This is a genomic window from Amycolatopsis sp. NPDC000009 (assembly GCF_055563465.1).
On the sequence record NZ_JBVHDI010000008.1, the window covers coordinates 113453 to 126740 of the forward strand.

9 protein-coding genes are annotated in these 13288 nt (G+C 70.5%); 6 read left to right on the top strand and 3 right to left on the bottom strand.

What is annotated here, in order from left to right; all coding sequences use genetic code 11:
• Positions 1 to 29 precede the first annotated feature (29 nt).
• The 3 genes from ACZ3HL_RS22560 to ACZ3HL_RS22570 form a co-directional block, all read right to left on the bottom strand.
• Positions 30 to 566: an EF-hand domain-containing protein gene (locus ACZ3HL_RS22560; RefSeq protein ID WP_465412688.1), complete on the bottom strand. Its 537-nt coding sequence runs from the start codon at positions 564 to 566 to the stop codon at positions 30 to 32.
• A gap of 81 nt (positions 567 to 647) precedes the next feature.
• Positions 648 to 1895 (bottom strand): nucleotide sugar dehydrogenase, encoded by a 1248-nt coding sequence (locus tag ACZ3HL_RS22565; protein WP_465533369.1) that lies wholly within the window; start codon positions 1893 to 1895, stop codon positions 648 to 650.
• Between the two features lie 34 nt (positions 1896 to 1929).
• Positions 1930 to 2238 carry a hypothetical protein gene (locus tag ACZ3HL_RS22570; RefSeq protein ID WP_465533371.1) on the bottom strand — a complete coding sequence of 103 codons (309 nt, stop codon included), beginning with the start codon at positions 2236 to 2238 and terminating at the stop codon, positions 1930 to 1932.
• 931 nt (positions 2239 to 3169) lie between these two features.
• Here ACZ3HL_RS22570 and ACZ3HL_RS22575 point away from each other — a divergent pair.
• From ACZ3HL_RS22575 to ACZ3HL_RS22600, 6 genes are all read left to right on the top strand, one after another.
• Positions 3170 to 4042, top strand: a complete 873-nt coding sequence (locus ACZ3HL_RS22575; RefSeq protein WP_465533373.1) for a peptidoglycan DD-metalloendopeptidase family protein — start codon at positions 3170 to 3172, stop codon at positions 4040 to 4042.
• A 110-nt stretch (positions 4043 to 4152) separates the two neighbouring features.
• A complete protein-coding gene (locus ACZ3HL_RS22580; RefSeq protein ID WP_465533375.1) occupies positions 4153 to 4740 on the top strand; it encodes a helix-turn-helix domain-containing protein in 588 nt (195 codons plus the stop codon).
• Positions 4737 to 5249, top strand: coding sequence for a hypothetical protein (locus ACZ3HL_RS22585; RefSeq protein WP_465533377.1), 513 nt, complete (start codon positions 4737 to 4739; stop codon positions 5247 to 5249). Before ACZ3HL_RS22580 ends, ACZ3HL_RS22585 begins: the two co-directional genes overlap by 4 nt.
• A 38-nt stretch (positions 5250 to 5287) precedes the next feature.
• Positions 5288 to 7147: a trypsin-like serine protease gene (locus tag ACZ3HL_RS22590; RefSeq protein WP_465533379.1), complete on the top strand. Its 1860-nt coding sequence runs from the start codon at positions 5288 to 5290 to the stop codon at positions 7145 to 7147.
• Positions 7148 to 7259: 112 nt separating this feature from the next.
• Positions 7260 to 10652 carry an ALF repeat-containing protein gene (locus tag ACZ3HL_RS22595; protein ID WP_465533381.1) on the top strand — a complete coding sequence of 1131 codons (3393 nt, stop codon included), beginning with the start codon at positions 7260 to 7262 and terminating at the stop codon, positions 10650 to 10652.
• A gap of 130 nt (positions 10653 to 10782) precedes the next feature.
• Positions 10783 to 13230: an ATP-binding protein gene (locus ACZ3HL_RS22600; RefSeq protein ID WP_465533383.1), complete on the top strand. Its 2448-nt coding sequence runs from the start codon at positions 10783 to 10785 to the stop codon at positions 13228 to 13230.
• The last annotated feature ends 58 nt before the right edge of the window (positions 13231 to 13288 follow it).

Here is a 13288-nt window from a genome sequence, read left to right on the forward strand (position 1 = left end):
CGGATTCGGGAACACTCACCACGTCGCCGCTACTTGCCGAGCAGGGGCACGTCCGATTTGCCGAGGTGGTAGTCGCGTACCGCGTGCACGAGTTCGTCGACGGTCAGCTTGCCGTTGCCGTTCACGTCGATCGCCCGGAACGCGGGGGCCACGGCCGAGGACTCGACCCCGATGGCCGCCAGCCACTTGGCGAACTCCTGCTGGTTGACCTCGCCGTCGCCGTCGGTGTCGCACAGGCCGACGATCGCGGCGATGGTCGGGCGGACCACGCGGTCGAATCCCGAGTCGCCCTCGGAGAAGATCTGCGCCTCGATCACCTCGGTGAACTGCTTCTCGCTCAGCGCACCGTTCGGGCCGGCGCCCGCCTTACCCGCCAGGTACTCGTACATCGCCACGAAAGAGTCCTTCACCGCGCGCGCTTGGGGCGAGGTCGGCTCTTCGCCGAACGCGTTGATGATCCGGACCGCTTCGGCCTCGAGATCGGACTTCTCGATCTTGCCGTTGCCGTTGACGTCCCACTTCTCGAAACGCTTCTTGAGCCTGTCGTTCTTGACCGCCGTGGTCATTCGTGCACACTCCTTTTCGCGTGTATTCGGAAGAATCTGCGGTACGCGCGTGCCCGCCGGCTCTCGACCCGCCGGACACGGTCAAAGCCGGACGACCTCCTCTCCGGGAGCCTGTCCCGTCACGTCGAACAGCAGCCGGGCCGTCGAGGTCAGCCGGCCGAGGTCGTAGGCGCGGTGCGCCACCAGCAGGACGGTGACGTCCGCGGCTTGGAGCACCTCGTCGAGGTCGGCGGCCGGTGGCCCCAGTTCGGGTACGGCCGCGGCCACCGGGTCGTGGTAGGACAGGTCCGCGCCGAGCGCGCGCAACCGGACGGCGATCCGGATGGCGACGGACTCGCGGGTGTCCGGCACATCGGCCTTGTACGCGACACCCAGCAGCAGGACTTTCGCTTCACGCAAAGGTTTCCCCTGCTCCGCGAGCAGGCGCGTCACCCGGTCGACCACGTGCTCGGGCATCCGGTCGTCCACGATACGGGCGGCGTGCACGACACCGAGCAAGGTTCCTTCGCGCTCGGCCTTGTCCAGCAGGTATTTCGGGTCGACCGGGATGCAGTGTCCGCCGACACCCGGCCCCGGCACGAAAGACATGAAACCGAACGGTTTGGTCGCGGCGCAGTGCACCACGTCCCACACGTCGACACCGATCCGGTCGCAGAAGATGGAGATCTCGTTGACCAGGGCGATGTTCACGTAGCGATAGGTGTTCTCCAGCAGCTTGGCCATCTCGGCTTCCCTGGTGCCGCGCGCCACCACGACCGTGTCGACGAAGCGCCCGTAGAACGCCGCGCAGTATTTGGCGCACAACGGGGTGTGCCCGCTGATCACCTTCGGCGTGTTCCGGATGCCGAAGCGGCGATTCCCCGGGTCGACCCGCTCGGGCGAATAGGCGAGCGCGAAGTCCTCCCCCGCGGTCAGGCCGTGCTTCTCCAGGATCGGGCGGACGATTTCGTCGGTGGTGCCGGGAAAACTCGTCGACTCGAGCACCACCAGCGTCCCCGGCCGCAGCTGATCGGCCACCGTCTCGGCCGCCTCACGCACCGCGGCGAGATCCGGCCCACCCGCCGGGTCCAGGCCGGTCGGCACACAGAGCACGATCGTTTCCGCGGTGCCGAGCACCCCGGGATCGGTGGTCACGGTGAACCCGCTCGCCCGCATGGCCCGCAAGCGGCTCGTGGTCACGTCGGGCACATGCGAACGCCCCGCGGCCACGGCGGCCGCGACCCTCGGCGAGGTGTCGTACCCGACGACCGACAACCCCGCCTCGCAGGCGGCTTCGGCCAGCGGCAGTCCGACGTAGCCGACACCGACCACCACAAGATCGACAGACACGGGACCCCCTCAGTCTCGATGTCACACGAAGCGGTCAGCTGACCGAGAACGACCCGGTGCCCGGCGGGACGTGGGAGCCGTACCCCGCTTGGACGCGCATGCCGGGCGACAAACAGAGCGGGTCGCCGTAGACGACGACCTCGGCCGAGGTCAGGTTGGCCAGGACATGGGCGGCGATGGGGAGTTTGTGGCAGCCCTCGGGATTCCGGTAGGTGTCCAGACGCTGGAACTCGGTCGAGAAGACGACCACTTCCCCCGCCGCGGCCTGGGCAGGTGGGCTCGCGACCATCAGCAGGGCGCCGGCGGACACCGCGCTCAACGCGGCGATGACAAGACGGTTCATCGTATGCCTCCTCCACATTCAAGATCATGACTTCATTCCGCACGCTAACAGTCACTCTTGGTGAAATCGGGGTCTCGCCGGAACTTCACGCGCGCAGGTTGCGGTCCGTCCCGCCAGGTCATACGGATGGCGGCTTCAAGCATTCTTCGCGTGATCTTCGAGCGCGGACGGTTCACATGAACGAGTGGCGCGGGCAATGAAGTCAGGGATGATCGGCGATGATTCGAGACGCTGAGTGTCCCGGGGCCTCCTCGGCCGTAAAAGGCATGCGCGGCCGGACGTTCTCGCGGTCAGTGCCACGATCGGGCTAAGCCGGGCCACGGCCCGGCCAGAACCACGAAGTGTGCGACAACGATTGGCCCGGAGGATTCGTCGGGTTCAAGACGGTGATCTTCTTCGCGTGGGACGGCCCTGCCTCACCGGTTGTTCCCGCCGACCGCCGAGACAGGGTCTTCGTGACGCACGCCGATCTCCGCAAAAGACCGCAAGACGGTTTATTCCCATCGTCTTCACCACTCATGACCAACGGGGCCGGACCGTGGTCTCGCGTGACCAGGTGGACGACACCCGTGACTGGAGGGACGACACGGATCCCGCACACGTGTCGTCCATCTGGACACGCGTGTCGTCCCTCCCATCACGTGTGTCGTCCATCGGAGCACGGCAGTAGGCGGCTGGCTCCAACCCGAAACGCCACTCACGACCCGCACGAGAACGCGCCACGTTCGGCTCACTAGAACGATCCCCCCCGAAGCACTCGAACCGGGCATGATCCGTCCCTTGTGGACACTGTGCTCCAGGTTCGGCACACCGGTCGGTCCCGCTGCCGAACGAGCGGCAGTTTGCCCTTTATGACTTCCCTCGGCTTCTCTCGCCTCCGTAGCGTCGCGCACTGGTTGATCCGCCGCGGTCAAGGAGAAAGGGAACGTCGTTGAGAAGATTGATGGTCGCACTGCTCGGCGTGGCACTGACGTTGAGCAGTACTCTCCTGGTCACCCCGTCGGCGCAGGCCGCGACGGCACGGAACGGCGTCTGCGAGGACGGCGAGTTCTGCTTGTACTACAACAGCAATCAGCAGGGGTCGGTCAGCGATTTCGACGCTTCGGTCGGCAACTACGGCACGGGTTCCGACTGCTATCACTTCCTCGGCGCGGGTGCGGGGAGGGGCCTGTGCGTGAAGGACAACGCGGCCTCGGTGTGGAACCGGCGGGACGCGGTCGTCACCGTGTTCTTCAAGAGCGGCTGGACCGGGCCGATCGACTCGTTCCCGCACGGCGCCAAAGGAAACTTGAGCTCGACGTACAACGAAAACGTCGGGCACCTGCTCGGCCTGGTGGGGAACGGCTGGCTGGAAACCGGGCTGTACCACAGTGACTCCGGCCGCATCACCTCCTATTTCGACGGCTACGTGAGCACGTCGGGCAGGCACGAGGGGATCGATTTCGCGCGCGGCTTCGGCGTTCCCGTGTACTCGATGACCCAGGGCCACGTGATCAGGAAGACCGAGGGCAGCAACGGCAGCGGCGGCCTGTCCACGTTGGCGATCTACAATCGTGATCAGGATTTCACCATCATCTACCTGCATCTCAACCCGTCGAACGGGCTCGCGGCCGGTGAGTTCGTGAACCGCGGCCGGCAGATCGGCACCGAGGAGTATCGCGGCGCCACCGCCACGCACACCCATGTCGAGTACCGGCCGGGCAGGCACGAGAGCGCCTCGGACAGCACCGGCGACCCGGTGCTCGACAACCCGGGCCCGTCGATGTTCTGGCGGAACCACGGCTACAACATCTGCTGCGGATAGCGCCGAACCGGCACTTTTTCGGTGAAGTTTCCGGTTGTCCCTCCCCTGTCGCTTTCCGACCATGATGCGGCATCGGTGACGTGAGTCGCTGAGCGAACCGGAGGACGCCAGTGACTCGAGGTGCTCACATCATCCTGCCCGGCAGGCAAGCGATCGTGCTGGACGTGCTGCTGCTCAACGCGAACCGGGTGGTCGGCATCGACCGATTGATCGACGCCGTCTGGGACACCGAACCGCCCCCCACCGCGCGCACCCAGGTGCGGCTCTGCGTGTCGGCGCTGAGGGCGCACCTCGGCGGGCTCGGGCTGCCGTCGTCCATCGTCACCAGATCTCCTGGATACCTCATGCAGGTGGCCGATGCCGCCCCGGCGCTGGAGGCGCTCGTCCCGGCGGATGGGCAGCCGGCCGGTGCTCAGCGGTGTCCGGCCCACTTCGGCGACTTGCTGCGGAGGCACCGGCAGAGCCTCGGCACGACCCAGCGGCTTCTCGCCGCCCGTTCCACCGTCAGCGTCCGGGCGATCAGGGACCTCGAACACGGCCGGGTCGGCAGGCCCCGCCGCGACACGGTCCGGCTCATCGCGGCCGGGCTCGGCCTGTCCGGCCAGGCGCGCGCCGACTTCGAACGGGCAGCGGCCTCGTATCGACCGACCTCCGGCACGTCAGCGCCGGGAAACCACCGCAAGAGGAGACCCGTATGAAGCATCCGTGGAGAGCGGCACTGGCCGCCACTCTCGCCGCTCTCGCCGCCTTCGCCATCGGCGTACCCGCCGGTGCCGACGTCACACCGCAGGCCGACACCCTGCCACCGCTCGCGATCGAGGACTTCAACTACCCGCAGGCCGCGCAGATCCAGGCGGAGCGCGGGATTCTGCTCAAACGCGGCGACGGCCACGTCGTGCTGCTCGCCACCTGCCCGGCCGACACGACGGATCCGGATCTGCTGCGGATCGCCGAGCGTGGCCAGCCCGGCTCCGGCTACGTGTGCTTCCGCGTCTCGGGGAAGACCGGGCACCTGACCGTCGAGATGCCGTCCGTCTACGGCGTGGACTCCGGGAACTTCACCACCGACGTCGTGCTGACCCCCGACGACGGGGCGACGAAGAAGACGTACAAGGTGCCGCCGAACAGCTACGCGGGCGTCGGCGAGACCGACCCCACCGGCACCGGCGGCGAGTACATGCTCCTGGAAATCAAGGTCTCCCGTTGACCGCCCACCGCTTCCAGCACCGTGCGAGGAACTCAGTCATGAAAAGACCCCTCAGAAGGCCGGCCCTGGTGACCGCCCTGGCCCTGGCCGCCACCGCGGTGACGGCCGCACCGGCGGCGGCCGTCGTCGGAGGCAACGCCGACCACGCGTTCGTCGTGCGGCTGGACATCGGCAACGGCGCCCGCGCCTGCAGTGGCGCGCTGGTCGCGCCCGGCTGGGTGCTCACCGCCTCGAGCTGCTTCGCGGCCGCCCCCGGTACGGGCCTCCCGCCGTCGGGCGCACCTCCCCAGCCCGTCACCGCGACCGTCGGCCGCCCCGATCTCACGACCACCGCCGGCGTGGTGCGGAACGTGCTCCGGCTGGTGCCGCACGAGTCGCGGGACCTGATGATGGCCCAGCTCGACGTTTCCGTCCCGGGCGTCGCCCCGGTCGCGGTCGGCGCGACCGCGCCGACGGCCGGCGAACGGCTGACGCTTCCCGCCTACGGCCGCACCGCGACCGAGTGGGCGCCGCTGCACCAGCACGTGGGCACCTTCACGGTCGACGCGGTCACCGGCGGGGACCTCGCGCTCACCGGGCAGAACGGCGCCGCCGTCTGCGCCGGTGACACCGGCGGTCCCGCGCTCCGCACCACCCGCTCCGGCGTCGAGGTGGTCGCGGTGAACAGCCGCTCGTGGCAAGGCGGCTGCTTCGGCACGCCGTCGACCGAGACCCGGACCGGGGCCGTCGACACCCGCGTCGACGACGTGCGGCCGTGGATCGCGAGCGTCGCACAGACCGCCCGCTGGACCGACGCGGCCACGGTCGCCGGCGACAACCAGACCGATTCGGCGGTCGCGACCTCGCACAGCGGCGCCATGACCGCGGTGGTGTGGGAGGACGACCGGCTGGGCACCAATCCCGCCGACACCGTCGGCACCAACGTCTACCTGCGGCTGTATCAGAACGGGCAGCCCAAGTTCACCCGCGCGGTCACCGGGACCGGAGCGGCGAACTGGAAGCACATCCAGCCGGACGTCGCGGTCCGCGACGACGGCACGACCATCGTCACCTACGCGGACGACCACGACGGCAACGGGTATTACGACATCAGGGTCAAGACGTTCGACGCCACCGCGCGCGAGACCGGCTCGACCGTGGTCAACGCGAACGCGGCCGGGCAGCAGCAGAACCCCCGGATCGCCGCCGACCCGAACGGCACGGGCTTCGCCATCGCCTTCGAAACCTGGAACGGTGCCCCGAAGCAGGTGCGCCTGGCGTTCTATTCCGCCATCACGCTGAAGAAGTGGGAACAGATCATCAGCCCCGGCGCGGGTCCCAGCCAGGACCCCGACGTGGCGATGGGCGCGAACGGGAACGCGGTCGTGGTCTGGGAAATGGACACCGGCGGCGGCGTGTTCGCCATCCGCATCCGAGGGTTCGCCCCGGACGGCTCGGAGTCACTGGGGTACCGCGCCCCCGGCGGCGCCGGGGATCAGCGTGACGCGAGCGTCGCCGCCGATTTCGCGGGCAACTTCGTCGTCGGCTGGCAGAACGACAACGCGGGCACCAGGCAGGTCGGGGTCCGCTCGTACACCGCGGCGGGTGCCGGGGGCCCCATCAACTACGGCCCGAACGGGGCGGAACCGCAGGTCGGCATCGACGGCCAGCGGCGCGCCGTCGTCACGTGGCGGTACGGCGGCGACGTGTACGTGCGAGGCGTCAACGCGGACGGCACCACCACCGGCAGGCTGCCGGTCGTGCGCACCACCCCCGTGGCCAACTCCGGCCCCGACGTCGAGCCCGCGGTCGCCGTCGATCAGGCAGGCGCGATCACGCTGACCCACACCAAGACGATCAACACGGCCGGGTTCAACCAGATCCAGTACGGCACCGGTCTGAGCAACTTCGGCTGGTGACGAGGGCGGGGCGAAGGTGCCGTGGCGGGTCGGACCCCGGCACCTTCGCCTCACCCCTCGGTAAATCCCTGTCCCGCCCTGAAGCAAGCCCCGCTCTGGAAAGGAATCCGTGATGTCCTCGAACGAATGGTCCAGACGCACCGCGCTCCGCGTGTTCGGTGGCGCCGCCGCGCTGACCGCACTGCCCGCCGGGTTCGCACTCGGCAGCGCAGGCCCGGCACTCGCCGTCGCCGACCCGGTGGAAACCGGACTGCCGGACACCGCCCGGGGACGGGCCGTTTGGCAGTACAAGATCGGCGGCAAGGCGGTGCGCCGCGAGGGGAAGAACGCACTGCTCGGCTCCGACGCGGACATCACGGATTTCCTGAACAACCGGCTCCAGCACGCCATCGACGAAGACAATCGGTTCGCGCTCTTCGCCGCGCTGCCGTTCGCGGGCCGCGCGGCGACCGCCGGGATCGGCACCGCCCTGTCCGGTGGCAGCGCCGCGATGTCGGCCTTCCTGCGGGACGGCTTCAGCGCCGCCGTCACCGAGGACAAGCGGGTCGAGGTACTCACCATCAAGAACACGGGTGGGATCTCGGTGCAGCGGGCCGCGACCAACGCCTTGAACACCAACACCCTTGCCGCGTTCACCGCGTTCATCGAGACCGGTCAGTACCCGGCCCGCGACGAGGACGCCAGGGTCCTCGTCTTCACCATGCTCAACACCGCGTCACCACAGGTGAAGCTCTACGCCCAGCGGGCGATCGACGCCGGTACCCCCGAGGCGATCGACTGGTTCCTGCGCACCGGCCAGTACATCGCCCGCGCTCGCGACGAGGAGTCCGCCACCATCGGGCAGCTGGTCGGGATCGTCGAACGGGAAGGCCGCATCGCGCAGCGGTGCACCGATCAGGCCGTCGCCCTGTCCAACGCCGCGAAGGAGGCCGCGGCCAAGGCGAAACAGGCCGCGCTCGCCGCGCTCGAAGAAGCCCGCGCCGCGCAGAACGACGTGCGCCGCTCGGCGAAGGCGGCCAACGCCGCCGCCCGCGCGGCGAAGAACGCGGCCTCCTGTGCGGCCACCGCGATCAGCGCCTCCCGTGCCGCCCAGCAGGCCGCGCGCCGCGCCGCATACGCCTCCCAGGCCGCCGCGCACGCCACCGCCGCGGCGGGCCAGGCCGCCGCTCGCGCCTACAACGCGGCCATTTCCGCGTCCAAGAACGCGAGCGCGGCGGCGGCCGCCCGCAACGCCGCCGTCACCGCCCGCAACGCCGCCGGGCAGGCGCGGAACGCCGCGAAAGCCGCCGAGCAGGCAAGGATCGCCAGCTGGAGCGCGGTCTCGGCAGGCACCTCGGCCGCGGCCGCCGCGACCGACGCGGCTTCGGCGGCGAACGCGTCGGCCGATGCCGCGACCGCCGCCGGGGTGGCACAGGCCGAGGCCCAGGAAGCCCGTCAGGCAGCGGCCGAGGCCACGGCCGCGGCGGCGCGCGCCAACCGGGCCGCGACCGCCGCACGGGGGTTCGCCAACCAGGCCTCATCGGCGGCCGCCGCCGCACGCGATGCCGCGAACAGCGCGGCCGACCACGCGGATGCCGCGGCGGCCGCCGCCGAGGAGGCCGCCAATCACGCCGGCCAGGCGATCGACTACGCCAACAGGTCCACGGCGGCCGCCCAGCGCGCGGTCACCGCGGCCAACCTGGCCATGGACACGGTCGACAAGGCCCGGGAGGTCGAACAGGCGGCCAGGGACGCCGAGACCGCGTCGCTGGCCGAGGAGACCGAGCTCGGTGTCGCACTCGCCCAGCAGGAGGCGCGGGACGAGGCGGACGAACGGGCCAGGATCGCCCGGCAGCAAACTCAGGCCGCACTGACCGACGAAGCGATCCGCACCTTGATCGCCGACGCCGAAACCGCGATGCGCGCCGGCGACACCGGCCGGGCGGCCACGCTGGGACGGCAGGCCGCGCTCCAGCTGATCACGAACGGGCTCACCAGAAGCTGGACCAAGTCGGCGGCGGAGTTCGCCGTCGCGGGGAGTGACGAGGACGTGCTGGCCTGGCTGGGCACCGACCGGCTGCTGTCACAGCGGCAGGACGACGCCGAATCCGTCGCCGCCGTGGCCGGTGTGTCGACGATGACGGTGGCCACCGCCGCCGCCCAAGCGCTGAACGCCGACGATCCCGCGGCGGTCACGGAGTTCCTCACGAGCGGCGCGATCAACGCCGCGGCCGAGGACAACAGGCGGACAATCTTCGCCATTCTCGCCGACAATCCCGGGGCCGCGGTGCGTACCGCCGCGGAGGCGGCGCTGAACGACGGATCGGCCGCGGCGCTGCACCGGTTCCTCAAGGTCTCCATCGTCGACGCGGCCGCCGAGGACGACCAGGTCGAGGCGTACCGGCTGCTCAACGAGGGCGGCCCGTACACGAAGGCGGCGGCGAAGATCGCGCTGGCGGGCACCACGAACATGCGCCGCGGTTTCGTCGCCGGTACCCAGTTCGACACCACTCGACTCGACCACGACTGGGCCACGCACGTCGCCGCCATCCGGGCGGCCATCGCGCACGCGGCGAGGATCGCGTCGGACGCGCTGTCGAACGCGGCTCTCGCGTCCAAAGCCGCCGCTGAGGCCAGGAAGGCCGCCGCCGAAGCGGTCACCTGGGCCAACCGGGCGGCCGGGTACGCGGCGGACGCCCAGCGCTCCGCCACCGAAGCCGCGAACAACGCAGCCGCCGCCGAGCAGTCCGCCGTGGACGCCCGGCGCTCCGCCGACCGGGCCGCGGCCGCGGCCGCCGTCGCGAACAAGGCCCGGTGCTCGGCGAACTCCTCGATGCTGCGCGCGTTCGACTGTGCCGGCCGGGCGGTCAGCTTCGCCTATCAGGCCCAGGCCTCCGCGAACAGCGCCCGCGCGTCCGCCATCCAGGCGGGCAAAGACGCCACGGAGGCGGCGGAGGCGGCGAGCCACGCCCGGCACATCGTCGTCCTGGCCGCCGAAGCCGAGGCCGCGCTCGCGGCGCAGAGAGCGGCGAAGGACGACAGCGAGGATCCCAACGCGAACGGTGACTCGTCGATCATCGGGATGTGGCAGAACAACCCTGATCGGCTGCTGGAGGAATCGGCGAAGTTCTTCGACCGCCTCTCCGACTGGGCGGGTCTGCTCTCCGCCGGGTGCAGTATCGGCGCGCTGCTTCTCGCGGGAGCACCACCGGTCGCCGCCGTGCTCGCCACCGTCGGCACCGCCGCCAAGATCGTGTCCATCGCCTCCGGTTTCCTCTCGGCCGGAGCGTCCGGCATGCGTTACGGCTGGGAAAGCACGGAGTTCCACACGGCTCTCGGGAAGGCGATGGTGAACACCGTCTTCACGGGCATCGGGTCGATCAAGATCGCTGGACGCTCCCTTCCGGAGGGTTGGTCCGCTGTCCCGCAGACGGTGCTCGAGCGCCATTACGAAAAGATCGGCTCAGTGACGTGGGACGCGTTCGAAGGCACCTTCGGCTGGCTGCACCGCCTCTTCAACCCGTGATCCCCGGTTGACCGGGCGGGCCGGATCCTCCCCGAAGGACCCGGCCCGCCCGGCGTTTTCGACCAATTTCGATCAAAATCTTCGGCGAACCTCTACATTCCGGCGTCGCACCCGCTCTACCATGCGCAAAATGGACCCTCGGCCGAGGTCGTTGCTGGCTGAGTCACGGCGGGACGCCGGGCTCACGCAGGAGGAGTTGGCGGAACGCACCGGGCTGACGGTGCGGAGCATCAGCAACATCGAGCGCGGCCGGATCGCCCGGCCGCGGCGCCATTCGGTGGAGGCACTGGCGCTGGGGCTGGGCCTCCAGGGCGAGCAAGCGAGCCGGTTCGTCCGGCACTACTGCCCGGACGCGGTGTCGCCATCGAGAACGCCGGTCGTCTCGGTGCCCGCGCAGCTGCCCTCGGGCATCAAGTCGTTCATCGGGCGGCAGCGGGAGATCGACGCGCTCGACGCCATCCTCGGCGAGGGAGCCGGCGGAGGCGTCGTCGTGGCGGTGCTGGAGGGCATGGCCGGGGTCGGCAAGACCTCCTTGGCCGTGCAGTGGGCGCAGCGGGTCAAACAGGACTTCCCCGACGGGCAGCTGTTCGCGAATCTGCGCGGTTACGGGCCGGGGGCGCCCGCCGACCCGGGTGAGGTGCTGCGGTCGTTCCTGCGGGCGCTCGGCGTGCCCGTGGCGGACGTGCCCGCAGACCTGGACGACCGGGCCGCGTCGCTGCGCAGTGTGCTGGCCGGCCGATCGGTGCTCATCGTGCTGGACAACGCCCGCTCGGCCGACCAGGTCCGGCCACTGCTGCCGGGCCACGCGGGCTGCGCGGTGGTGGTGACGAGCCGCGCGGCACTGCACGGGCTGACGATCAGCGCCGACGCGCACCGGGTGTCGGTGCCGCTGCTGACCGAGCAGGAGTCGTTCTCCCTGCTCGACCGGCTGGCCGGCCCCGGACGGAGGTTCTCCGACCGGACCGCGCTCGCCGACATGGTGTCGGGGTGCGGCGGCCTGCCGCTCGCCCTGCGCATCGTCGGTGAGCGGCTCGCGCACAACCGGAACCTGGCGAACGTGGCGTCCTCGATGCGCCCGACCGGGGACCGGCTCGCCGCACTGACCACCGAAGAGAAGACCACCTCACTGCCCTCCGTGCTGTCCTGGTCCTACGACGCGCTGCCCGGCGACGTGGCGTCGGGCCTGCGTCTGCTCGGGCTCCATCCCGGCCCGCACTGGGACACCGCCGCCGCGGCGGCGCTGCTGGGCACGGACCCGGCGGAGACCCGAAGGCTCCTCGACGCTCTCGTCGACAGCCATCTGCTGCTCGCGCACCGCGTGAACGGCCGGTTCGAATTCCACGACCTGGTCCGCGACTACGCGCGCGTCCGCGCCGACGAGGAACCGGCGCAGCGAAGATCGGCGGCCCTGCGCCGCCTCGCCGAGCATGGTGTGGCCGGGGCGGCCGACGCGGCCAGGGCGATGACGGCGGGCGACCCCAACCGAAGACCGCTGCTCACCCCGGTCGCCGGGAACGTCGTCTTCACCGGCGCCGAGGACGCGGCGACCTGGCTGGCCGCGGAGCTGCCCACCTTGATCGCCATCGCGGAACAGTCGTCGGCCACCGGGGACACCTATGCCCGCGACCTCTCGACCGTGCTGTGGCAGGCGTTGCGGGTGAACGGTCACTACGGCGCCCTGCGCACCCTGCACCGCCTCGCGCTCACCGAGGCACAGCGGGCGGGCGACGCCATCGGCACCCAGCAGGCGCTCGTCGACCTGGCCGCGATCTGCGCCAGGCTCGGCCATTTCGACGAGGCGGTGACACATCTGACCCGCTGCCTCGACGTCGACGGGAGCCCGGTCGTCGCCGGCCGCGCGCTGAACACCCTCGGCACCGTGTACGCGCAGTTGGGCCGGTACGCCGCCGCCGTGGACCATTTGAGCAGGGCGGTCACGGTCTCCCAGGAGACCGGGGACCGCCTCAACGAGGGACGTTCGCTGTCCAACCTCGGCTTCATCCACGAACGCCGGGGCGATCTGGACGCCGCTCTCGGCTGCTACCGGCAGTGCCTCACCATCGCCCAGCGCATCGACGACCGGCTGAGCGAGGCGATCTCGCTGCACAATCTGGGGGACGTGTACCGCGCGCTGGGCCGGTGGACGGAAGCCGGCGACCACCTCGACCGGTCGCTGGCGGTCAGCAGGGCCGAGGGCCACCGGGAGGCCGAAGGGTACGCGCTGGCCTATCTCGGGCTGGTGCAGCTCCAACAGGGCGACGCGGCCGCGGCCCGTCTGCACCAGGAGGCGGCGCTCGACATCGCGGTGGCGACCGGTATCCGGCCGCTGGAGACCCTGGTGCACAACGGGCTCGCGGACAGCGCGCTGGCGTGCGGGGACCGGTCGGCCGCGATGGCGCACTACACGCGGGCCGCCGACCTCGCCCGGCTCACCAGCGAACCGCACGAGGAGGCCCGCGCGCTGACCGGGATCGCCGCGACCCACGACGAAGCCGGTGATCCGGACAAGGCGAGGCCGTTCCGCGAACGCGCGCGGGCGCTGTACGACGCGATGGGCACCGCGATGGTCTCGTCGTGACCGGAACTTCGCCCGCCGAATAGTTCCGGTCGGAGTTCCTGGTCCCGGCGTCGTCCCG